A 23,102-nucleotide genomic window follows, 5' to 3' on the forward strand; every position below is an offset into this window, starting at 1 on the left:
GATCGTGAACCACCCGATCGTGAGCTGGACCGGCCTTGGCCGTCACGCGATCGCGCGCCGTCGTTGGTACTTGACCGACGACCGGCCGATGCTCCGGTTTCGCCGAGATCTTCGACCTGCTCTGCGCCGAGGCCTTCCCGGGTCCGAGATGAACGCGGGAGTCGACCCGTCGCTGTGGTGGGGATGCCCAGGCCGGTGAAAATGTGAGCGGAAGTCGAGTACGTCTCCACCGGGTCGGTGAATGCGAGACCCAGGGCCTTGTTGATCAACAACCACCGAGGGACGTCGTCCCAGTCGACCAGTGTCACCGCCACACCGGATGCACCTGCACGACCGGTTCGTCCGATGCGGTGCAAGTACATCTTTTCGTCTTCGGGGCAGGCGTAGTTGATCACGTGGGTGACGCCCTCAACATCGATTCCCCGGGCAGCCACATCAGTCGCGACGAGCACGTCGATCTTGCCGTTGCGGAATGCCCGCAGCGCCTGTTCGCGAGCGCCCTGGCCCAGATCACCGTGGACCGAGCCGACCGCGAACCCGCGGTCCGTCAGGTCGTCTGCGAGTTTCTGGGTAGTGCGTTTGGTGCGGCAGAAGACGATCACTAGTCCGCGATCCTTGGCCTGCAGAACCCGGGCGATGATCTCCGGCTTGTCCATCGCGTGCGCACGCCAGATGTGCTGCTCGATGGCATCGACGGTGATGTTGTCGTCGTTGGGATCGCTGGCCCGAATGTGGGTGGGGCTGGTCATGTACCGGCGAGCGAGGTTAACGATCTGGCCGGGCATCGTCGCGGAGAACAACAGCGTCTGCCGGTTGGCGGGAACCTGGGAGACGATTGATTCGACGTCGGGAAGAAATCCCATGTCGAGCATCTCGTCGGCCTCGTCAAGGACCAGGACCTTCACCTCGTTGAGGCGAAGCTTCCCTTGTCGGGCCAGGTCCAAGAGTCGGCCCGGCGTTCCGACGACGACTTCGATGCCGCGAACGAGCGCCTCGACCTGCGGTTCGTATGATCGCCCGCCGTAGACGCTGAGAACGCGGATGCCGCGCTGCGAGCCTGCGAGCTCAAGGTCCTTGGCGACCTGCACACACAACTCCCGAGTCGGGACCACGACCAGAGCCTGCGGGGCAGCGCCCTTGGCCTCGGCTGAGTTCTCGAGCTCGCCGGGCGCATTGAGGCGCTGGAGCAGCGGAATGCCGAAGCCGAGCGTCTTGCCAGTTCCGGTCTTTGCTTGGCCGATGAGGTCATTGCCCTCAAGCGCCAGCGGAATGCACATCGATTGAATGGGAAACGGTTCGTTGATCCCTGCAGCTGACAGGGCGTCGCAGATGGCCGGGTGAACCCCGAGGTCTGCGAATGTTGATGAGGTCAGTGGATACTCCTGGATAAGGCGCGGCCAAGCCGCGTTGCGCGGTTGCTTCTGCGCATGTTGATGCACCCACTCTACGCGCCCACTGAATCGCACTACGCTGGCGAGCATGGAACCTGGGCAGTCATCGATCAAATTGGACTGGAACGACCCCCTCTACCAAGAGGCAGTGGTCGACCTACTGGGTGCTCTTGCCTACGGTGAGTTGCAGGCTTTCGAGCGGCTCGCTGCAGATGCGTCCATGGCGCCTGACTTCGGGAACCGCGCATCGATTGCGGAGATGTCAGTCGCTGAGTTCGGTCACTACAAACTGTTGCGCGACCGCCTCATCGAGATCGGCGCTGACCCGGCAGCGGCAATGGAACCTTTTGTCGACGCGATCGACGGCTTCCACGTCTCGACTGCCCCGGCCGACTGGCTGGAGGGCCTGATCAAGGCCTACGTCGGCGACGGGATCGCGGCGGACTTCTACCGATACGTCGCCCAGTACCTGGACCCGCAAACCCAGGAACTGGTCAATGAGGTGTGTTCAGACCTCGGGCACTCCGAGTTTGTGGTCGGGGCCGTTCGGGATGCGATCGTTAGCGACCCGGTGGTCGCCGGTCGGTTGGCGTTGTGGGGTCGTCGCCTCATGGGCGAGGTGCTGGCTCAGTCGCAGCGGGTGGCCGTCCAGCGCGAGGCATTGGTTGAGTTGGTGCTTGGCGGCGGCGGCGACCTCGGTGACCTGACCAGGATGTTCGCTGACATGACCGATGCCCATTCCGAGCGCATGCGGTCACTCGGTCTCTCACCCTGACCCGGGTCACCAGGCGAGGGGTTGGCGGCAAATCTGGCTAGCTGGCGCCGAACCCGACCCTGGCCTTGGCGGGCTCGCCAATCTCGACGTAGGTGATCTTGTCTGCTGGCACCAGGACCTGACGGCCTTTGACATCGGTCAGGTTGAACGTTCCGCCGGCTTCGATCGCCTCGGTGAGTGCCTTGGATACGTCCTTGGCATCCTGCTCAACATCGACCACGATCTCGCGAGGTGAGTACTGCACGCCGATCTTGATCTCCACGGATCGTCTCCCGGTCTTTGTTGAGCCACTGGCGGCACGCTTGGTCGCGGCCGCATTGGCACGGGGCTTGCGGGTGCTTGCTGGTTTCGCTGTAGTCATCGTCAACACCTTATGAGGTTACTTTGTTTCCGCCGACCGCGGGAACCCGGAAATTCCTCGCCAAGCCATTCGCGATACCAGCCACGCAGCCTTGTCGCGGGGGATCCTGCGACCGTCGCGCAGCCAACGCACGGCGCTGGTCTGGGCCATGCCGATGAGGCCAAACGCGAGCATGAGTGCCTCGTCCTCGCCGATGCCGGTGTCCTCGGCGATGACGTCGACCAACAGCTTGGCGCACTCGTTGTCGGTGTGTTGCACCCGTTCGCGGACAGCGGCTTCGTTGAACAGGTCCGTCTCAAAAAGCAGGCGGAAAGTCTCTGCTGAATCGTTGACAAACTCAAAGTAGGCCTCGACTGCCCGCGTGACCCGGGTGCGGTTGTCCCGAGTGCTGGCCAGCGCATCACGCATGAGGGCGATGATCTCCTCGGCGCCACTGTCCAGGAGTGCGAGGTAGAGATCGAGTTTGCTCGGGAAGTGTTGGTACAACACCGGCTTGCTAATACCTGCCCGCACGGCGATGTCATCCATCGCGGCGGCGTGATAGCCCTGGTTAACGAAGATCTGCCTGGCCGCCACCAGCAACTGCGCCCGCCGGGCCGAACGAGGCATACGCGTCGCACGTGGAGTATCCGCGCTTACCGTCATGTGGCCTACCTTACCGGCCGGTAACTTATTCTTCACGCAGTATCTAGGTGATACTCGCGGCAACGAACAAGTCACGAATCACCGGACACGAGCGAGGGGTCATACCGATGACGCAAGCCGACGCGACCAGCAGTGACTATGTCGCGCAGCACCCGGGGGCGTTGATTGACGTAGGTGGGCAGGAACTTTTTGTCCGATCGATTGCCCCGACTGGACCAAATCCCGCGCCCGCGGTCTTCATTCATGGGCTTGGCGGTTCAGCGACGAACTGGACCGACCTGATGGATCTGCTTGCGACCGAGCTGGATTCGGTGGCACCGGACCTGCCAGGTTTTGGTCATTCGCCGCCACCGCCGGACGGTGACTACCGGCTCACGGCCCATGCGCACGCTGTTGCCATGCTGGTTCGCACTCGCTTCGGTGGGCAACCTGTCCACGTCTTCGGCAACTCGCTAGGCGGCGCAACGGCTGTGCAGTTCGCCGCGCGCTACCCCGAGTTGATCCGCTCGCTCACCCTCGTCTCGCCGGCAATGCCGGAGTACGCGCCACGGCTGTCCAACATCCACATGCCGTTGACAGCCGTTCCCGGTGTGGGCGAGCGCCTCTGGCAACGGCTGCAGACCAAGGATGTCGAATGGCGGGTTGAGCGTAGTCTGGACATTTGTTACGCCAACATGGACCGCGTTGATCCGCGCCGGATGGCCGAGGCGGTCGTCGACGCAAAGGCTCGCGAACGGCTGCCGCATGCAACTGAAGCCATGCTCGCTTCCCTTCGGGGCCTGATCAGCACCTACTTCGATCGATCGGAGCAGCGACCGTGGAAATTGGCCGAAACGATCAAGGTGCCGGTGCTGCTGATCTACGGGCGCGACGACAAGTTGGTCAACCCCAAGGCTGCTCACCGCGCGACCAAGGCGTTCCCGAATTCGCGCGTGGTCGTGGTTCCTGACTCCGGTCACGTCACCCAGATGGAACACCCTGAGGTCGTGGCGTCGGCCTGGCATCAAATGGCAGAGAGCATCGCTGCGAGTTGATCTGCGCGATCACCGCTGCTGACCCGCCGACCCGGGTTGGCGGGAACATCGGCGCTCATGTCACCGTTAATGCCTGCGAAGCCGCACCAATAGTCCACAACCGCACCAACTACAGGAGTACCCGTGTCCCTGCCGCCTCTGGTGGAACCTGCCGAGTCACTGACTGTCGACGAGGTACGCCGCTACAGCCGCCACATCATCATTCCCGACGTCGGCATGACTGGCCAGAAGCGCATGAAGAACGCCCGGGTCCTATGCGTCGGTGCTGGGGGACTGGGCAGCCCGGCGCTCATGTATTTGGCGGCCGCTGGCATTGGCACGATCGGCATCGTTGAGTTCGACGAGGTGGACGAGTCCAACCTGCAACGGCAGGTCATCCACGGCCAGAGTGACATCGGCCGCAGCAAAGCGGATTCGGCGCGTGATTCGGTGCTGGAGATCAATCCGCACATCAACGTCCAGGTTCACAACGAGCGCCTGGATTCGGGCAACGTCCTGGAGATCTTTGCCAACTACGACCTGATCCTGGACGGCACGGACAACTTCGCGACCCGCTACCTGGTCAACGATGCCTGCGTCATCTTGGGCAAGCCCTACGTGTGGGGCTCGATCTATCGTTTCGAAGGTCAGGCCAGCGTCTTCTGGGCCGAGCACGGTCCCAACTACCGCGACCTCTACCCCGAGCCGCCGCCGCCGGGCATGGTGCCGTCCTGCGCTGAAGGCGGTGTTCTCGGAGTGCTGTGTGCGTCCATTGGATCGATCATGGTGACCGAGGCGATCAAGTTGATCACCGGCATCGGTGAGCCGCTGCTCGGGCGCCTGATGGTGTACGACGCACTGGAGATGTCCTACCGCACGCTGAAGATTCGCAAAGACCCCAACGCCGAGGCCATCACCGAGCTCATCGACTACGACGCGTTTTGCGGTGCGATCTCCGACGAGGCCGCTGACGCTGCCAAGGAGTCGACCATCTCGGTTCATCAGCTCAAGGCGATGCTGGCAGCCCGCGAGCGCGGCGATGACGCGTTCTACCTTGTTGATGTTCGCGAACCGAACGAGTGGGAGATTTCCCGTATCCCCGGCGCGGACCTCATCCCCAAGGGTGAGTTCCTTATGGGTGACGCGTTGAGTCGGCTGCCACAGGACAAGCCAACCGTTCTCTACTGCAAGGTAGGTGGGCGGTCAGCCGAGGTGCTGGCGCTGGTCAAGGCGGCTGGCTTTGCCGACGCGATTCACGTCGGTGGCGGGGTGGCCGCGTGGGTGAACCAAGTGGATCCGAGTCAGCCGAGCTACTAGAGGTAGCCGTTCTTGGTCATGCGGTTGAAGAACAACCAGCCCGGCAGGGTCGGCAGCCAGAACGTGAAGATGCGGAAGAGCAGCACCGCTGAGACCGCAACCGCCGCTTCAACACCGGCGGCGGCCAGTGCCGCGGTGAGGGCCGCCTCAACGGCACCGAGTCCACCGGGTGTTGGTGCGGCTTGGCCAACGGTTGCGCCAACCAGGTAGGCGATGCAGATGGCCGCCCATTCGCCGCCGCCCCCGAACGCCCGCACACACGCGATCAGGCAGAAGCAGTAGCCGAGGTTGAGTAAAACGATGCCGGAGATGCCTGTCAGCAGTTTCAGTGGTTGCTGGGCCAGCGTTAGCAGTCGTGGGCCGACCTGCCGAAAGATCGGTAGCACTTTCTTGATGACCCACTGGCGGCTCGCTGGCAGCAGCAACAGCACGATGACCAACAGCACCAGGCCGAATCCGATGACCACGGCCCAGTCCGGAATGGTCGGGATGTCGAGTTTGCTGGATCGGCCAGCGATAACGCCGAATACCAGGATCAGCAGTAGGTGCATGACAAACGCCATCAACTGCGAGACCCCGACCGATGCCAGCGCCAGCGCCGGATGGACACCGGCCTTCTGCAGGTAGCGAACGTTGACGGCGACCGCACCCAGAGTTGGTGGTGACACCAGCGTCGCGAACGAGGCAGCCAGTTGCGCCTGGAAGGTCCGGAAGAACTTCAGTCGTTCAGGGACGAACCCCTCCAGCGACATCGCCGCGCCGATGTAGGTGGCGGCGGAGAGCACCAATGCGATTGCGGCAAGCCACCACTTGGCATCGCTGAAGAGGGTCGCGACGTCGATCGAGCCGACTTGAATCAGGAGGTAGTACGCGGCGACGGTTCCGAGGATCAGGGTGATGATTGTGCGCGGCCGCAGTCGTTCGATTTGGATCGTGTCCGGACTGCCGTCCGGGGTGAGTTCCTCCAGGTTCTCGCGCAGGGTGACCAGAATGTCCTTACGTCGTTTGATCGCTCGCCGCGTCACCGCCGTGAGGGCCACCGGCTGCAGCGCGGGCAGCGCCTTGATGATTCGATCGTTGCCCAGCACGCGGCGACCGCTGGCAACTGCCTGATCTGGATCGGTCAGCATCGCCAGCGTGCAAAGCAACTCCGCTAGATCGAGCCGCTCGGCCACATCGCCGGCAGCGACCGACCCTTCCTCCGGATCCATCAGCCAGATGCCGCCACTGGGATCACGCAAGATGTTCTCGGCGGTCAATGCTCGGTGAGAGATGCCCGCCTCGTGCAAGGTGCGGACCGCTCGCCAGGCACTATCGAGGTCATCGTTGGTCAAAGTCCCGCCGATTTCAGCGAAGGTCATGCCCTCGACGCGGGCGTAGGCCAAGAGCGCAGCGTCGGGACCGACCTCGGCGACCGCCTCCAACCTCGGTACCGGTGCACCGGCGGCCTGACTGGCGTAGGACTGCAGGGCAGCGTGCTCGAGTCGGCTGCGCATCGAAAATCCAGCACTGCCGCCCTCCTCCCGTAAGCGCAGCGATCGCCACGCCGCCCGGACCAGGCCCGCGCCTTCCAGATCACGGTCAAGCACGAGGATTTCCATCCGTTCGCCCGACCGCGTAGTCGCGGAGTACCGCCGCCCGCCCGCCGTCTCTGCCGATGCGCGCAATACCGTCAGCGGGAACCCGCCACGATCGAGCGCGGCCGCAACTTGGGTACCTGCCGGTCGGGTCGTGGGCGTTCCCAGCACGTACCGGGCCAGCAGTCCCAACGCCCAACCCAGCAGGGTGGAGATGGTCAACGCGGCGATCGTGATGCCACCAGCCACGATGGACGCCAGGAACATCGCCACGACGATCGCACCCGACGCGATCGCCCACCGGGTGCGGTCGACCAAGCGAGCGACGGTGATAAACGCGACGGTGCCAGCGATGAGTGCCGCAAGTGGTGCCACGTCACTGCTCGTCGGGCGACCGTTGAGGGCGAGCAGCAGGCGGCTGCTGCCGGAATGCTGCACCCACACAGCCAGCAGCGAGACAATCACGATTCCCACGAGCAGGACGCCCAGTGCTTCCAGGTACTGCCGCCCACGACGCCGGACGAGCAGATCGATGCCCGTGGCAATGGGTAGTGCGATGATCCCCAGTCCGCCGATGAGGTTGGCCAGCACCACTAGCAGCTGCGGGATCTGCCGGGACACCTGCGACACATCCTGGTCGAATCCGGTGGCGGTACTCGACGCGAAGTAGGCGCCAGCGAACACAAATGCCGTCGCTGCGACCACGCCGAACAGGCGCATCAGGTCGGCGGGGCGGCGAAGCCGTCTGGGAATGACATCGCCTTCAATGACCAGTGTCGCGGCGCCACTGACCGCCCGCCGTTCGGCGGTGATCGGGCCGGTAGTCGCCGCGGCGGCCGATTCGGACGGTTGCCCCTCGGTCGACTCGACGTCCGGATGCGTGTCGGACACGTTGTGGATCGTCGCAGATGCAGTGGGCCGATTGTCGGACACCCGTGGTTGTGTTGCCCTGTGGTTGTTCTCGACGTGCCCTCGATACCCCTCTCCTCACCCGCTGACCTTGATGTACATCAGCAGCGGGTGGCGGCGCATGACCAGGGTCCGTTGCTGGTTCTGGCCGGCCCAGGGACCGGCAAGACGACGACCATCGTCGAGGCCGTTGCCGCCAAATTGGCGGGCACCAACGGCGATCCCGTGCCAGCGGCGCAGTTACTGGTCCTGACTTTCGGTCGCAAAGCAGCCGACGAGATTCGTGACCGCATCGCCCGACGCCTGCAAGGTGGGGCGCTGCCGTTGGTGTCGACGTTCCACTCGTATAGCTACTCGCTCGTTCGGGAGTTCTCCGATCCAGCGGCATTTCAGGCGCCGCCCAGGTTGCTATCGGGACCGGAGCAGGAGCACCGCGTTCGTGAACTTCTGACCAACTCCATCAAGGATGGCCGCGTTTCCTGGCCGGCGGACTTAGAGCCCGCAATCGGCACGCGGGGTCTCGCGGCACTGGTACGCGAGCTGATCGCGAAGGCACAGGCGTTGGACATCACCGCACCGGAGCTTGCTGCTCTGGGCGACCAGGCAGGTGTACCGGTATGGAGTTCGATTGCCGGGTTCCTCGACGAGTACCTCGACGTGCTCGATGCAGAGGGGGTCATGGACTACGCAGAGTTAATCCACCGTGCGGTTGCGTTGGCTGGCGTGCCCGATATCGGACAGCAGTTGCGCAATCGCTATCAAGCAGTGTTTGTCGATGAGTACCAGGACACCGATGCTGCCCAGGTTCGCCTCCTGCAGAACATCACGACGCCGATGACGTCTTTGGTGGCAGTGGGTGATCCGGATCAGGCGATCTACGGATTCCGCGGGGCCGACGTCGGCGGGATCTTGCGCTTCCGCGACGACTTCCCCACCGTCGATGGCGACCCGACTCCCATTGAGGTCTTGTCGAAGACCCGCCGCTTCGGCGAGGTCATCAGGGACGCTGCTGGTCGGGTGATCCGCCGGGTGAGTCTGGGCACGTTGCCAGCGCAAATTCAGAAGGCGCATCGATTGCCGTCCTGTACTGCTCCGACGCGAGGCGACGTTCGGGTCCTGACCTTCGACTCGATCGCAGCGCAGGCAGCCAGCGTGGCCGACGATGTTCGTCGCACTCGACTTCGGGGCGATGTCCAGAGCTGGTCAGACATCGCGATTCTGGTGCGCTCATCGGCCCGCGACCTAGCGCCGCTGCAGCAGGCACTACTCACCGCCGGTGTGCCAGTGGCGGTTCCCGGCGACGACATCCCGCTGCGCGCCCAGCCGGGCATCGCGCCGCTGCTCGACGTATTGCGCGTTGCCGCTACGCCGGAGGTCCTGACCGCCGATCGGGCTCGTCGATTGCTCATGTCACCGCTCGTTGGCATGGATCCATCAGGCCTGCGTCGACTCGGTCGTGCGTTGCGAGGGCTGGACGCGAGCGAGACGCTGCCGAGTACCCGCAGTTCAGCTGACCTGATTCGGGACGCGATAGCCGATCCCGCGCTGCTCATCGAGGTGGATGCCCGCAGCGCCGAGCCGGTCCGCCACTTGGCGCGCATCATCAACGCCGCGCAAGAGGCCATCGCCGCCAATCAGGCGGTCGAGCAAGTGCTGTGGACGGTTTGGTCAGCAACCTCGTGGCCGCAACGGTTGCGGCAGGCAGCGTTGGGCGAAGGCGCTGGCGGTCGGGTGGCGGATCGGGATCTGGATGCGACCGTGGCTTTGTTCGGGCTGGCGTCCCGGGCCGATGCCGCCTTCGACGGCAGACGCGGCGTCGGAAACTTCCTGGCCGAACTCGATCGGCAGTCACTGGCCACCCCGATGGCTGCCGGCGCAGTCCAGACCCGGGATGCGGTGGCACTGATGACGGCACACCGGGCCAAGGGCCTGCAGTGGCGCCGGGTCTACGTCGTTGGCGTCCAGGAAGGACAGTGGCCCGATTTACGTATCCGGGGATCGTTGCTGCAAACCGACCGGTTGGACGTCACCGGGCTCGTCGCGCCGAAGACGGTTGCGGACATGCTCGACGAGGAGCGTCGACTGTTCTTCGTCGCGTGCACGCGTGCCCAAGAAGTGCTGACCGTGACAGCGGTGCGGTCCTTCGACGATTCCGGCGCGCAACCATCGCGGTTCCTGGAGGCGGTCGCAGCTTCGCCCGATGTCGATAACCGCCACGAGGGTGGGTACCTGGCCGATCCGTTGTCGATGCCGGCACTGGTTGCTGAGCTTCGTTCGCAGGTTGAAGATCCGCAGGCCAGTGAGGCTCGCAAGACAGTCGCTGCCGATCGACTCGCGATGTTGGCTGGGCAGGGCGTTGTCGCTGCCGATCCCACAAATTGGTGGGGTATCCCTGAGTGGACTGACAACGACCACCCTGTCCGGGATCCAGCTGAGCCGCTGCGGTTCTCCGGATCGGCGTGGACGGGTATCGATTCCTGTTCGCTGTCGTGGTTCCTTGACCGAGAGGTCAAGGGGGCTGTCACGCGCGGCTCCGCGCCAGCGTTTGGTTCGGTAGTCCACGCGCTCGCGGACGCCGTCGCTCGCGGTGAGCTCGCGGCGGACACCGACGTGCTGGTTGGGCGCGCGGAACAAGTGTGGGCTGGCCTCGGGTTCGAGGCTGATTGGCAGGCGCAGGAGGAACTCGTCGCGATCCGGCAGGCGCTCGATCTGTTCCTACGCTGGCACGAGGCGCAGCCTGATCGCAAGGTTGTCGCGACGGAGTTGAAGTTCGCAGCCAACCTGGAAATCGCCGACGACGCGGTTGCTGTCAACGGCTCGATCGATCGCCTTGAGCGCGATTCTGACGGGATGCTGCATATCGTCGACCTGAAGACCGGGCGCAAGCCACCGACTGGGCCGGAAGTCGCCGAGCATCTGCAGTTGTCGCTGTATCAACTGGCCGGTGAGGAGCACGCGTTCGACGATCGAACCGACAACAACGGGGTTGCCGGCGCCGAACTCGTGCAGCTGCGCAGTCCGGTGGCCAGGACCGGCCTACCCAAAGTGCAGGTGCAGCCCCCTATTGATGTCGAGGCCGTCAAGGAACGTCTTGCTGAGGCGGTCGAGATCGTTCGCTCGGAACGGTTCACCCCTGATCCGGTGAGCGGAATGTGTCGTAACTGCCAGTTCCTCTTGGTGTGTCCGGCCCAATCGCTCGGTGAGCAGGTGACCACATGAGTCTGTCCATCGACCGCCTGTGCGACGTCGTCGGATACCGCCTCTCCGATGAGCAACTTGCCGCAGTGACTGCCGACCTGACCAAACCGCTGCGAGTCGTCGCGGGAGCAGGGTCGGGTAAGACCTCGGTGATGGCGGCCCGCGTGGTCTGGGCTGTTGGCAATGGCTTCATCGATCCGGAGCAGGCCCTCGGGCTGACGTTCACCACCAAGGCAGCCGCTGAACTCAGCAGCCGGATCAGCAAGTTGCTGGACAGGCTTGATGATTTCCCTGGCGAAGCTCTGGTTTCCACGTACCACTCGTTCGCTCATCAACTCGTGACCGAGCATGGGCTGCGGCTCGGGGTTGAGCCGGGCGCACGGATGCTGGCCGACAACGAGAACCACCACCTCGCCTACCGAGTCCTACGCGACACTCGCCTACCGCTCTCGGGTTTCGGCAAAGGACCCGGTGGCTTGGTCGGCGATGTCATTGCCTTGGACCAGCAGATGTCCGAGCACGTGGTCACCGCACAACAAGTCCGCGACAGCGACCAGAGATTCATCGAACAGGTCAACGGCCTGGAAAAGACCGTCGCCGCCGACCGCAATGCGCGCGACATCGCCGAGCGGCGAGTCCAACTCGTTGCCGTCGTGGAGGAGCTACGCGCCGCGAAGTTGGCGGCCGATGTGGTCGACTTCGCTGACTTGTTGCGGTTTGGTTCGCAACTCGCGCTCGACCACCCCGACGTGTCGGCGACGTGTCGTGAGCGTTGGCAGTTGGTGATGTTGGACGAGTACCAGGACACCTCGATCGTGCAGGCCCGGATGCTGTCCGGCCTGTTCGGCGGCGGACACTCGGTGACGGCGGTCGGTGATCCACTACAGGGAATCTACGGTTGGCGTGGCGCCAGTGTGCAGGCGATGGACGAGTTCCCCGACTTGTTCGGTGATACGCGAGGCAATCCGGCGCGGACGTGCGAACTGAGCATCAGCCAGCGCTCAGGTCCGGCGATCCTCGACGTGGCGAATCGGCTGGCCGAACCGTTGCGGGACGCAAACCCCTCGGTGGTGACGTTGCGACCACGCATCGACGACGCAGGCTTGACTCCATCCGATGGGATCCGGGCCGCGCTATTTACCACCTACGAGCAGGAGTCACAGTGGATAGCCGAGCGGATAGCGGAGCAGGTCGTCGCCGGAGTGGAACCCGAGCGGATTGCCGTCCTGTGTCGAGCGGGCAAGGACTTCGAACCAATCGTCAATGCCTTGCACGTTCGCGGTGTTCCTGCCGAGGTTTCTGCTTTGGAGGGATTGCTGGCCCAGCCAGAAGTCGTCGATGTCATCTCCACCCTCCAAGTGCTGCATGACCCGACCTCCAACCCGGCGGCGCTGCGGCTGTTGCTCGGACCCCGCTGGCGGATCGGCGCACGCGATCTGGCGATCCTGGGCCGACGAGCGGACTACCTTGCTCGCGACGCCGCGACCTTCTCCTCACCTGTGACCGACCCTGATGGCCCGCGGTTGGACTCGGCCCTCGCCGACGCCATCGCAGGCTCAGACCCGGTCGATGTCGTCAGCTTGATTGAGGCCGTCGAAGACCCAGGTCCAGACACGATCTACGCCTACACCGAGGATGCCCGCCAACGATTCGCCAACCTCACTGCCGAACTTCGGACTCTGCGAGCTGCAGTCGGACACCCGCTCGTCGATTTGGTCGAGGCAGTGATCGAACGGACCGGCCTCGACGTCGAAGTCGCGTTGGCCGCGTGGCGATCGAATGGGACTGGCCCGAGCCACAGTCGCGGCATGGCAGCGCTGGCCGGTGTGCGAGGTCTGGTCGCCACTTTCGAGGACCTCGACGGCGACACCAGCCTGGGCAGCTTCCTTGCCTGGGTGGAGTCGGTCGAGCAGTTTGGCGGTCAGCCCGACCTAGAGCTGGTGCCAGCCAGCGGGGCCGTACAGGTGATGACCATCCACAAAGCCAAGGGTTTGGAGTGGGACGTCGTCGTGGTCGCTGACGTCGTCAAGGGCAGTTTCCCGTCCACGGAGAGCCGTAGCACGTTCATCGGTTCGCAGGCACAGATCCCGTCCGAGGTCAGGGGGGATCGCGCGGCCTTGCCGGCGATGGTGGGCTTCGGGACCAAAGCCCACGACGCGTACAAGGCCGCTATGAAGACCCACGTCCTGGACGAGGAGACGCGGCTTGCGTACGTTGCCGCGACCCGTCCACGTCGGTTGTTGCTCGCGTCGGGTCACTGGTGGGGACCGACTCAGATCAAAACAAGGGGCCCATCGGAATTCCTCTACGCCATTCGCGATTCCTACCTGCAGCCGCGTGAGGAGGACCCGTGGCACCCCGAGCCCGAGCCGGACTCAAAGAATCCGCGGCTGGAAGCTACCGAGCAGTTCCAATGGCCCGCGCTGGGCGACTCGGCTTTGTCGTCCCGCCGATCCGCCGCGGCGCAACGAGTGCGCGACGCACTGAACGTGCGCGAAACGGTCACCCCCGCAGATGACCCGACGCTGTCGCCGAGTGATCAGACCATCGTCGATCAGTGGGATGCCGACCTCCAAGTCCTGTTGGACGAGCGCAATCGACCAGGGCAGCAGCGGCATGTGCAGCTGCCCGACACGTTGTCCGCAAGTGCATTGATGGCGATCACCAAGGACCGGGAGAGCTTCACCCGCAACCTTGTCCGACCGATGCCGCAGGCTCCCAACGCAAGGGCCCGGCGGGGGACCAGGTTCCACGAGTGGGTCGAACATCGTTTCGGCCAACGGCCGCTGTTTGAAGAGATACCAGGCGCGGCAGAGGGCGAGGTCTTGCCCGACGAGGACATGGCGGCACTGCAGGAGGCGTTCCGGCGAAGCGAGTTTGCCGATCGAGAACCGTGGGGTATCGAGGTGCCTTTCACGGTCGTGCTCGGCGGCCGGGTCATCAAGGGCCGAATCGATGCCGTCTACCGCAACGGCGAGGATTGGGAGGTGGTGGACTGGAAGACCAATGAGCGAACGACTTCTGACCCCCTGCAGTTGGCCGTCTACCGAATCGCGCTGGCCACTACCCACGGGATCGATCCCGACAAGATTCGGGCGGCGTTCTTCTACGTGAGCCGTAGCGAGGTCACCTGGCACGATGACTTGCAGACTGCCGAAGAGTTGGCGGCCCTCGTTCGGGGGGAGCAGGCCAGCGTCGAGCGTTAGAGCTCCAACCGGGCGGTGATCGCACAGTGGTCGCTGATCGGCAGCGCGACGGCCTGCGCACCCGCGCGCATCCGCTCAAGGGCGTCCGGCGAGATTCCATCGACCAAGATGTGGTCGAACTGCACGCGTGGACGATAGGCGGGGAAGCTCGGCGCGCGCAGGACCGAATCCCATCGGGTGATCCGGGCGGGGATGGGTGAGGGCAGGTTGAAGTCACCCATCAACACCAACGGCCTGGGCAGGCCAGTAAGCCAACGCCGGATCTGACGCAACTGCTTAACGTTGTAGCCCGGGACGAACGACAAGTGCGCCGTGGCCACCGTGAACAGCCCCCACGGAGCTTCGATCGTGGCCGCAATTGCGGCACGCTGCTCATCTGGAACCTTGAGCATCTTCGGTCGGCCGTCGAGTTGGACCAACAATGGCAGCGACAGTGGCGCGGGTTCGAAGACTTCCCGACGCCACGCGACCACCGGATAGCGAGACGCCAGCGCGACGCCGTAACGACGGCCATGCCCGTTGCCGTCCGCGGCGGCGTCTCGCTCTTCAGCGGTCGATGATCGGAACCCCTCGGCACCGCCCGGAGTCCCGATCACGGTGGGAACAAAGCATGAATCGACCGCAGCCATTGCCCGCGCTACCGCTTCGGGCTGGTTGGTGTGTCCGCTACGAGGCTGGTTGACGTCCGCTTCCTGGATCGCGACCACGTCGGCGTCGAGCGTGCGGATCGCGGCCTCAAGTTCCGTAGCCGTCTCCGGACCCAACGTCGTGGACTGCAGGTGCGCATCTGGCGAGGACATGGGTCCAGTGACCGATTGCCCATGCAGGATGTTGAAAGTCGCCAGCCGCACAGTCGGTTAACCCGCCGACGCCGAACCCGGCGAACCCGGGGACGTCTGCCCGGCCTCCTCGGCTTCCTCGGTCGCCTCTTCGATGGGTTTGGTTGGCGCACCAATCTTGCTGCGCAGCCATTCGCGGGCGGGCTCCTCGACCAGGCGCCACATGAGGTAGGCGAACACGATAGCCATCACGAATAGACCGACGACGCCGATCAGGTACAGCGGGCCACCGTCGATTCCGATGGCTCGCATCCCCGCGCGCCACAGACCCCACCAGACGATGTGGACCATGTAGAGCGAGTAGGAGATGAACCCGCCGAGTACCAGCCGCCGGTGGGACAGAAATGCCGAGGGACCTCGATCGGTCAGGGCCAGGGCACCAATCCACGCGACCAGGAACGGCACGATGACGATGTAGGCCCGAGGTGCCTCGTTCTCCAGGCCAGGCCACTGCAGCGAGCCGATTGACCCGAGCGCGAATGACAGTCCCACGATGCCGATTGGGATCAGGCAGGCGAGCCAGAACGCCGCCGTTCGCACCATCTCGGAGGGGCCATGCTCACCGTTGAGTCTGCGAACCACCAGGTAGACGAAGCCACCGGCAATGAACTCGCTGAGCACACGGATCGAGGATGCCCAATTCATGGTGAGGAACGGGTCGTTGTCTCGAGTGATGCCGATCCAAATCAGCGGCGATAGGCAAAGGAACGCGAACACCGCGAGCAACCAGGTCGGTGCCCGATCGCGCAGCCGCCAGAGCACCAGTCCAACGAACGGCATGAGCAGATACGCCAGCCACTCCATCGACAGTGACCACGCGACGAAGTTCCAGCCGCGCGAGGGGTTGGGTCCCCACTCCTGGATGAGCAGTAGCTGCTTGATGTAGGACCAGGGGTTCAACCAACTACGCGCGGCAGCGTCCTCTGACCCGACGATTCCTTGGGCGACGACGGCCAGCCCGGCAATATTGAGCATCACGAAGTGGACGGGATAGATCCGCGCAAGCCGCAGCCACAGGAAGTGGCCAGCGGCGCGGGCCTTGAACGCAGGTCCCAGTTTGTGCAGGTAGGTGTAGGACAGGATGAACCCGGACAGGGTGAAGAACAGATCGACGCCCAGCGATCCCACCCGAATGAACTCGTGAACTACCGGAACGAGCACGCCAAGAGTCGCCAGGGCGGGCTGGTAGTGGTACATCAGCACCCAGAACGCGGCTACGAACCGCACCCCGGTGAGCTGGCGGATGAAGGTATTCATATCGCGACCGATCCTCGCACGAGCAGGGTGCGGCCTCGGCCACCCCCGCGCGGGTGTCGCGACCTCGGCAGCTGGCTCGTGCTCGGGCCGTCCCGCTGCTCCGGACGTGGTCTAGGGTCGCACCCGTGGTCCTTGACCGAGCCGAAGAGCGTCGCACCGATCAAGCTGAACTTGCCAGGCTCTGGGCGGATCCATCGTCGGTGGTTGCGCGGCTGTCCGGTGAGCACATGGCGGTGATCGCCCCGGCTCCGACTGGCGAGCAGGGTTTCGAGCCTGGACACATCAGGTACCAGTCACCTACCGAGGTCCCCGACACCGCATTGGAGCAGGCGTACTTCTTGGGGTATCGCCCGGATGGATCGGCGGTGTTCGGTCTGGACGTCCAGCCGCCCGAGCGCATTCAGGGGGCAGCCACCTTGCGCGAGGTTGGTGCCCTGCTCGATCCCATCGATCGGGAGGTATTTCTCACCATCCAAGGCCTGGCCAACTGGCATCGACGCCACCAGCGTTGCTCGATGTGCGGCGAGGGCACCGAGGTCCAGCGGGCAGGCTGGGTTCGCAAGTGCCCACACGACGGCTCCGAACATTTCCCTCGCACCGATCCCGCCGTGATCGTGCTGGTTCGCGACCCGGATGACCGCGCGCTGCTCGGCCGGCGAGCGATCTGGGCGCCGCAGTGGTTCTCGACCTTGGCGGGGTTCGTCGAGCCGGGTGAGTCCGCCGAGATGGCTGTTGTGCGCGAGGTTGGTGAAGAGGCCAGCGTTATCGTGGACCCCTCCTCCATCGTTGGCATAGGCAGCCAGGCTTGGCCGTTCCCGTCATCGCTGATGCTGGGATTCCACGCCACCGCCACCTCGGGCGCCGATCCCACGCCCGACGGCGACGAGATTGGCGAGGCCCAGTGGTTCAGTCGCGAACGACTGTTCGAGCTCTGTAGCAGCGGCGACGTGCAGATCCCCTCCAACGTCTCAATCGCCCGACGGCTGATTGAGGCTTGGTATGGCTCCGAGTTACCCGGCGAATGGTCGCGCCCCTAGTAGCTCGCGGGTCCAACCGTGTTCGAAAGCGTTGTCCGGGGACGGGCGTCCAGCGGCGTTATCAGGGTCTGTGGCGTAGCGGTTTCCCCAGCAGCACCGGACCAAAGCGGGGCTGTCTGAGCCCGGTGGCACACTGGCCTGCGTGACCAACCCGCTGCTGGAAGACCTCGACCCTGAGCAGCGACAAGTCGCTGAGGCGCTCAGTGGACCGGTGGTGGTGCTGGCCGGTGCGGGTACCGGCAAAACCCGAGCGATCACCCACCGGATGGCCTACGCAGCCCAGACCGGTCGCCACGACCCAGCCAGAACCCTGGCGGTGACCTTCACGACTCGGGCCGCGGGGGAGATGTCGCGACGCCTGGCCGGCCTCGGGGTGAACGGTGTGCGAGTACGGACTTTCCACTCAGCCGCGCTGAGGCAATTGCGGTGGGCCTGGCCTGATGCGATCGGTGGTCAGATGTTCGACCTCATCGCCTCCAAATCGTCGATTATCGCGGCCGCCGCGTCGGGCCAACGAATCGCCAGCGACCCTTCCACGGTTCGCGACCTCGCCACTGAGATCGAATGGGCCAAAGCCGTGATGGTTGGCCCGGAGCACTATCAAAAGGTCGCCGCCGCCCAGTCTCGTCGAAGCCCCGGCGGTCTGACTCTCGAGCAGGCTGGCGCGGTCTATAGCAATTACGAACGGCTCAAGCGCGATGCCCGCAAGATCGATTTTGAGGACGTCCTGTTGCTGACCGCCGGAGTGTTGGAAGAGCGAGAGGACCTGCGTCGCAAGGTCCAGGCGTCGTTCGCGCACTTCACCGTCGACGAGTTCCAGGACGTATCCGGCTTGCAGCAGCGACTTCTGCGAGTTTGGCTCGGTGACCGCGACGACCTGTGTGTGGTTGGTGATGTTGCCCAGACGATCTACAGCTTCGCCGGGGCGAATCCGGCCTATTTGCAGGGCTTCACTGCTGATCATCCCGGCGCCACCACCATCGCGCTGACCCGCTGCTACCGCTGCACGCCGGAGATCGTCGAGGTCGCCGAACACGTGCTCGCGGGATCACCGGGCACGACGGATGTGCGCATCACCGGTTCGGCACCACGCGGTGGTCACGTGCGGCTGCGGGCACAGAACCCCAGCGGTCCCACGCCTAGCGTTCGGGAGTTCTCCGACGAGCCGTCCGAAGCAGCCGGCGCGGTGGAGCAGATCGCCAAACTCATTGCGGATGGGACCTCGCCCAGAGAGATCGCAATTCTGGTGCGCATCAACGCGGTCACCGAGCAATTCGAATCCGCGCTCGCCGACGCCGGCATTCCCTACACCGTGCGCGGCGGTCGCCGCTTCTTCGAGCGACCCGAGGTCCGTCGGGCCGTGAGCCTGATCCGTGGTGCCGCGCGCGCATCGGCCACCGCCGAACTCAACGACTCCGACGAGGTTGGCTCGATAGTCCGGGCGGTGCTCGCATCGACTGGTTGGTCGAGCACTCCGCCCTCGGACGTGGGCGCGGTTCGAGAGTCGTGGGAGTCCCTGTCCGCGCTCGTGACGCTCGCCGACGAGGTCGTTGCTGCCGTGCCGGGCGCGGGCCTGCGGCAGGTCATCGATGAACTCGATCGTCGCGAGGCAGCCCAGGATGCGCCGAGTGTCGAGGGCGTCACGCTGGCCTCGCTGCATGCTGCGAAAGGGATGGAGTGGGATGCGGTGTTCTTGGTTGGCCTCGTCGACGGCGTCATGCCGATGAGCCACGCCGTCACCGTTGACCAGGTCGATGAGGAGCGCCGACTGCTCTACGTCGGCGTGACTCGCGCACGTACTCACCTGTTCATGTCGTGGGCGTTGGCACGGATTCCCGGCGGCCGAAACCGCCGACCCTCCAGATTCCTGGTAGGGATGACCGGCGCTTCAGGCAGTCGGGGGGGCGCGGTACCCGGTCCGAAGCGTGGGCGCAGGAGCCGCCGACCCGCCCGCTGCCGGATCTGCGGCAAGGCGCTGGTGACCGGACGGGAAAGATCGGTTGGCCGTTGCCGGACGTGCCCAGGCTCAATCAACGACCAATTACTGGAACGGTTGCGCGATTGGCGGACGGAGACGGTGGCGAAGGTCAGTGCCGAGCGGGGCAAGTCGGTGCCGGCCTACGTCGTGGCGACTGACGCGACACTGGAGGCGCTGGCTGAACTGGTTCCGCAGGACGAGGATTCGTTGGCAGCGATCCCAGGTCTGGGCCCGATGAAACTGCGCGACTTCGGCGAGGAACTCCTCCAAATTCTGCGAACCGACTGACTCGGGACTAATTCGCCCCAATAAGTCGTTGGACGCATCAGGCACCGATGAACTAACGTGCCCCCTTGGGCATGATGCCCGACACGCGCAGCCCGCAAGGGCGGGAGGAAGGGAGTCGACGACATGACGTTTACGTATCGCACAGTCGGCCGTGCCGTTGCCTCCCGCGTATCAGCACATGCCTCGGGCAAAGCCGAGGCAATGACCTGGCGCACTTTCCCGACCTATGGCGCTAAGCCGTTGGAACCGCCCCTCGTTGGCAGCCGGACGTAATTGTCCGACCCACCAGCCAGTATCGAGGCCGCGGCACCCATCGGGGACCGCGGCCTTTCTCATTCCCAACGACATCCAACCGCGCACCAGCTACGAACTACCTGCACATCCGCCGATCAATCACCGCCAGACACTCGGACATCACAGAAGGAGGGGAACGCATCATGAACGTTCTCGCCTTGGCCAGCACCGCCGCCCAAGCCGCACCCGGGGTGGTGCCGTGCCGTACACGTGAGTCCGAGTTGTGGTTCTCCGAGAGTCAGACCGACATCGATCGTGCGCAGCAGTTGTGCCGCACCTGCCCGTTGCAGGTCTCGTGCCTATCAGGCGCTGTGGCCCGCAAGGAGCCGTGGGGCGTTTGGGGTGGCGAACTATTCGAGAAGGGCGAGATCGTCGCAGCGAAGAAGCCCAAGGGTCGGCCCCGAAAAGACGCCGATGAGCGGGCACGGGCGGCGCAGGAGCGGCTCAACGAGCGGCTGTCCGGGGTCGCCTAGCACGGGAGTCCTTCAGCTAGCCCTCGTGCGTGAAGCCCGGCACCCACTCGACGACTTCTTGGCGCGATGCGACGGTTGCGTCTAGCTGGCACAGCACGCCGATTGAGCCGAGCCAAACGCGGTGGATCAGCATGTAGGAAGGCGGCAGGTTGAGCTTGAGTCCCACGCCGAAGTCACCGTTGCGTGGGTCGTTGAGGCGGCTGAACTGTCCGCGGATCCATTCCCGGCTGTAGTGGAACTCGTCGTGACGGATCGGCTCGACAAATGGCAAGAGGTAGCGCAGCAACTCGTCGCCGTCGACCTCAATGTGAGGTTTGATGAACCCCTCGTCCCGCATGCCCTCAACCACCGCGTCGCCGTCGCCCTCATCAATGGCGATCCGCAGGATGCGACCGACAGCTAGCGGCAGACCGTGTGGGAGGTCGGCTGACGCGCCGTAGTCGAGCACGGCCAGCTTGCCGTCGGCAGTCATCCGGAAGTTGCCGGGATGAGGATCGGCGTGGAGCAGGCCCGCCCTCGCGGGGCTGGAAAGCAGGAAGCGCAGATAGAGCGTGCCAGCGCGGTTGCGCTCCTGCGGCGTCCCGTCGGTGATGACTTTGCTCAGCGGGGTCCCATCCACCCATTCGGAGATGATCACTCGGGTGGAGGCGGCCAAAACGTGCGGCACCTCATAGTCGGGGTCGCCCTCAAACGCGACCGCAAACTGACGTTGGTTCTGGGATTCGCGCAGGTAGTCCAGTTCCTCGGCAACGCGGGCTTTGATCTCGGCGATCAGGGGCTTCATGTCCAGCCCGGGGATCCAGCTGCCGAACATGCGACCCATCCGGGCGGCCTGGTTCAGATCCGACATGAGAGCTTTTGCCGCGCCCGGGTATTGCAACTTGATCGCCACCACGCGGCCGTCCCGGTAGACCGCCTTGTGAACTTGACCGATGGACGCCGCAGCAGCTGGGACGTCGGAGAACTCCTCGAAGCGGTCGCGCCAGTCCGGCCCGAGTTCCTCGCGCATGACTCGGTGAACTGTCTCGGCTGGCATCGGTGGTGCGGAATCCTGGAGCTTGGTCAAGGTCGCGCGGTACGGGCCCACCATCTCCTCCGGAAGTGCCGCCTCGAAGACGCTCATGGCCTGGCCGATCTTCATGGCCCCGCCTTTGAGTTCGCCCATCACCTTGAACATCTGCTCTGCGGTGCGTGCCTGGATCTGGGCGTTGACCGCCTCGGCGGGCTTACCGCCTAGTCGTTTGCCCAGCCCCAGCGCGGTACGCCCGGCGTATCCAACCGGGAGGGAGGCCATGCGCGCGGTGCGTCTGAGCGCCCGTTGCGGGACCGCAGCGTCCTTCTCCGCCTTGTTACTTTCGGCGGTGTCTTTTCGGTCGCTGGCATCACTCACTCACCCATCATCCACTGAAACCGCCGATCTGGGGACGACCGGTACGCGATTTGGCTCCGATCGGGCAAGGTTGCCCTTAGCGCGGAACGGATTTTGGGGAGTTCCGCTGCGAATCTGTCAAAATCCGGGGGGATTTCATGTCTGGCTCTGCCGTTTCCGTTGCTTCCGTTGCTTCCGTCGCCAGAACCCAACGCCGACCGGCCTGGGCAGCTGGTGTCGGCCTCGTGCCCACCGCTCACGGGCGGCTGCGCGTGACCAGCGAGTCCAGCGCCGGAGCAGCGCTGGACGGTGTCGACGAGCGGATGAGCGTCTGGCTCCTCCAACTCGATGGGTCGCGTCAGTGGTCCCACCAACTCGCGCAGGCATCGGCGATGGGCATTGATGTGAGAACGGCCGAGGCCCTGCTGCAGCGGCTCTTCGAACTCGACCTGCTGTGTGACGAAGCGACGGCTACCCGATCTGATGCGCCCGCGCCAGTCACGGTATTTGGCAGCGGCCCAACGGCTGACGCTGTGCTGGCGCTTCTTGGTCGGCCGGGTCCAGCAATACCCATCCCTCGGCCAACCCGCACCGGGGACGAAATGACCCCGGACTGGTCCCAATTGGGACCGCTGTCCGACGCATTGACTGAGAACTCGCGGTGGGCGGTGTTGGCGCTGGACGGGGCAACTGCGGATGGCATCGAGGTGGCGTTCAGCGAGCGACTGACCAGGGCCGGGGTTCGGCACCAAGTCGTCGGCACGGGCGAGGTCGGCGCTCGCGTAGGTCCATTGGTGCTGCCGGGCCGAACGCCTTGCTTGCGCTGCGAGCAACTGGCCGAGCGGGATTGGGATCCGGACTGGCTGGCGATCGGCAGGCACCAGGCTCTCGCTGGGAAGGCACCTGAACAGGCCGATGCAGTGCTGACCTGGCTGGTCGCGGCCGAGGCCATCCGGCAACTGCGTTCGGTTATGGCAGCCGAGAATCCCCGGGTTCGCGACTCACGACGCTGGAGCAGCATCGGCGGCGTACTGGGAGTGCGCGAAGGGGGCGACGCGTGGACGCGGCGCCCCCTGTCACGACATCGGGCGTGTGGCTGCTGGTGGTCAGAACTCGCGTCCCCCGAGCAGTCAGCGGGTACAACGGTCTAGCGGGTACAACGGTCCAGCGGGTAC

At 64.6% G+C, this 23,102-nt stretch carries 16 protein-coding genes; 9 read left to right on the forward strand and 7 right to left on the reverse strand.

Annotation, left to right across the window (positions count from 1 at the left end; all coding sequences use genetic code 11):
- Positions 1 to 1,277 (reverse strand): DEAD/DEAH box helicase (locus KAZ48_05900; protein MBP7972313.1); only part of this gene is annotated, 1,277 nt, incomplete at its 3' end.
- A 202-nt stretch (positions 1,278 to 1,479) separates the two neighbouring features.
- Here KAZ48_05900 and KAZ48_05905 point away from each other — a divergent pair.
- Complete coding sequence (locus KAZ48_05905; protein ID MBP7972314.1) at positions 1,480 to 2,166, forward strand: hydroxylase; 687 nt, start codon at positions 1,480 to 1,482, stop codon at positions 2,164 to 2,166.
- 37 nt (positions 2,167 to 2,203) lie between these two features.
- Here the strand turns inward: KAZ48_05905 and KAZ48_05910 are convergent, their stop codons facing one another.
- Positions 2,204 to 2,428, reverse strand: coding sequence for a DUF3107 domain-containing protein (locus KAZ48_05910; protein ID MBP7972315.1), 225 nt, complete (start codon positions 2,426 to 2,428; stop codon positions 2,204 to 2,206).
- A gap of 117 nt (positions 2,429 to 2,545) precedes the next feature.
- Positions 2,546 to 3,172 (reverse strand): TetR/AcrR family transcriptional regulator, encoded by a 627-nt coding sequence (locus KAZ48_05915; protein ID MBP7972316.1) that lies wholly within the window; start codon positions 3,170 to 3,172, stop codon positions 2,546 to 2,548.
- Positions 3,173 to 3,279: 107 nt separating this feature from the next.
- Here KAZ48_05915 and KAZ48_05920 point away from each other — a divergent pair, with 107 nt between their 5' ends.
- On the forward strand, positions 3,280 to 4,206 hold the full coding sequence (locus tag KAZ48_05920; protein ID MBP7972317.1) for an alpha/beta hydrolase: 927 nt from the start codon (positions 3,280 to 3,282) through the stop codon (positions 4,204 to 4,206).
- A gap of 123 nt (positions 4,207 to 4,329) precedes the next feature.
- Positions 4,330 to 5,502: an adenylyltransferase/sulfurtransferase MoeZ gene (gene moeZ / locus KAZ48_05925; GenBank protein MBP7972318.1), complete on the forward strand. Its 1,173-nt coding sequence runs from the start codon at positions 4,330 to 4,332 to the stop codon at positions 5,500 to 5,502.
- On the opposite strand, the gene KAZ48_05930 is transcribed toward moeZ, so the two are convergent.
- Complete coding sequence (locus tag KAZ48_05930) at positions 5,499 to 7,970, reverse strand: flippase-like domain-containing protein (protein ID MBP7972319.1); 2,472 nt, start codon at positions 7,968 to 7,970, stop codon at positions 5,499 to 5,501. The genes moeZ and KAZ48_05930 overlap by 4 nt on opposite strands.
- A 75-nt stretch (positions 7,971 to 8,045) precedes the next feature.
- On the opposite strand from KAZ48_05930, the gene KAZ48_05935 reads away from it, so the two are divergent.
- A complete protein-coding gene (locus KAZ48_05935; protein ID MBP7972320.1) occupies positions 8,046 to 11,207 on the forward strand; it encodes an ATP-dependent helicase in 3,162 nt (1,053 codons plus the stop codon).
- Positions 11,204 to 14,392 carry an ATP-dependent helicase gene (locus tag KAZ48_05940; GenBank protein ID MBP7972321.1) on the forward strand — a complete coding sequence of 1,063 codons (3,189 nt, stop codon included), beginning with the start codon at positions 11,204 to 11,206 and terminating at the stop codon, positions 14,390 to 14,392. Before KAZ48_05935 ends, KAZ48_05940 begins: the two co-directional genes overlap by 4 nt.
- Here KAZ48_05940 and KAZ48_05945 read toward each other — a convergent pair.
- Both KAZ48_05945 and KAZ48_05950 read right to left on the reverse strand, forming a co-directional pair.
- The gene (locus KAZ48_05945) at positions 14,389 to 15,243 is read right to left on the reverse strand and encodes an endonuclease/exonuclease/phosphatase family protein (GenBank protein ID MBP7972322.1); all 855 of its coding nucleotides are present in this window, start codon (positions 15,241 to 15,243) and stop codon (positions 14,389 to 14,391) included. The two genes, KAZ48_05940 and KAZ48_05945, sit on opposite strands and share 4 nt — an antisense overlap.
- Before the next feature lie 6 nt (positions 15,244 to 15,249).
- On the reverse strand, positions 15,250 to 16,488 hold the full coding sequence (locus tag KAZ48_05950) for an acyltransferase (GenBank protein MBP7972323.1): 1,239 nt from the start codon (positions 16,486 to 16,488) through the stop codon (positions 15,250 to 15,252).
- Positions 16,489 to 16,559: 71 nt separating this feature from the next.
- On the opposite strand from KAZ48_05950, the gene nudC reads away from it, so the two are divergent.
- The 3 genes from nudC (at position 16,560) to KAZ48_05965 (ending at position 20,558) form a co-directional block, all read left to right on the forward strand.
- A complete protein-coding gene (nudC, locus tag KAZ48_05955) occupies positions 16,560 to 17,525 on the forward strand; it encodes an NAD(+) diphosphatase (protein ID MBP7972324.1) in 966 nt (321 codons plus the stop codon).
- A 133-nt stretch (positions 17,526 to 17,658) separates the two neighbouring features.
- Complete coding sequence (locus tag KAZ48_05960) at positions 17,659 to 19,791, forward strand: ATP-dependent DNA helicase UvrD2 (protein ID MBP7972325.1); 2,133 nt, start codon at positions 17,659 to 17,661, stop codon at positions 19,789 to 19,791.
- Positions 19,792 to 20,228: 437 nt separating this feature from the next.
- Positions 20,229 to 20,558: a WhiB family transcriptional regulator gene (locus tag KAZ48_05965; protein ID MBP7972326.1), complete on the forward strand. Its 330-nt coding sequence runs from the start codon at positions 20,229 to 20,231 to the stop codon at positions 20,556 to 20,558.
- A 16-nt stretch (positions 20,559 to 20,574) separates the two neighbouring features.
- Here the strand turns inward: KAZ48_05965 and KAZ48_05970 are convergent, their stop codons facing one another.
- The gene (locus KAZ48_05970; GenBank protein ID MBP7972327.1) at positions 20,575 to 21,852 is read right to left on the reverse strand and encodes an AarF/ABC1/UbiB kinase family protein; all 1,278 of its coding nucleotides are present in this window, start codon (positions 21,850 to 21,852) and stop codon (positions 20,575 to 20,577) included.
- A 233-nt stretch (positions 21,853 to 22,085) separates the two neighbouring features.
- Between KAZ48_05970 and KAZ48_05975 the strand changes: the two genes are divergently transcribed.
- Complete coding sequence (locus KAZ48_05975) at positions 22,086 to 23,078, forward strand: hypothetical protein (GenBank protein MBP7972328.1); 993 nt, start codon at positions 22,086 to 22,088, stop codon at positions 23,076 to 23,078.
- Positions 23,079 to 23,102: the final 24 nt, after the last annotated feature.

Source organism: Candidatus Nanopelagicales bacterium (assembly GCA_018003655.1).
In the GTDB taxonomy this organism is placed as follows: domain Bacteria; phylum Actinomycetota; class Actinomycetes; order S36-B12; family UBA10799; genus JAGNDY01.

Excerpts from the sequence above, each read along its gene's own strand:
- KAZ48_05965 (MBP7972326.1), top strand. The coding sequence starts at position 20,229 with ATGAACGTTCTCGCCTTGGCCAGCACCGCCGCCCAAGCCGCACCCGGG.
- KAZ48_05915 (MBP7972316.1), bottom strand. The coding sequence starts at position 3,172 with ATGACGGTAAGCGCGGATACTCCACGTGCGACGCGTATGCCTCGTTCG.
- KAZ48_05905 (MBP7972314.1), top strand. The coding sequence starts at position 1,480 with ATGGAACCTGGGCAGTCATCGATCAAATTGGACTGGAACGACCCCCTC.
- KAZ48_05950 (MBP7972323.1), bottom strand. The coding sequence starts at position 16,488 with ATGAATACCTTCATCCGCCAGCTCACCGGGGTGCGGTTCGTAGCCGCG.
- KAZ48_05970 (MBP7972327.1), bottom strand. The coding sequence starts at position 21,852 with ATGGCCTCCCTCCCGGTTGGATACGCCGGGCGTACCGCGCTGGGGCTG.
- KAZ48_05975 (MBP7972328.1), top strand. The coding sequence starts at position 22,086 with ATGTCTGGCTCTGCCGTTTCCGTTGCTTCCGTTGCTTCCGTCGCCAGA.
- KAZ48_05920 (MBP7972317.1), top strand. The coding sequence starts at position 3,280 with ATGACGCAAGCCGACGCGACCAGCAGTGACTATGTCGCGCAGCACCCG.
- KAZ48_05940 (MBP7972321.1), top strand. The coding sequence starts at position 11,204 with ATGAGTCTGTCCATCGACCGCCTGTGCGACGTCGTCGGATACCGCCTC.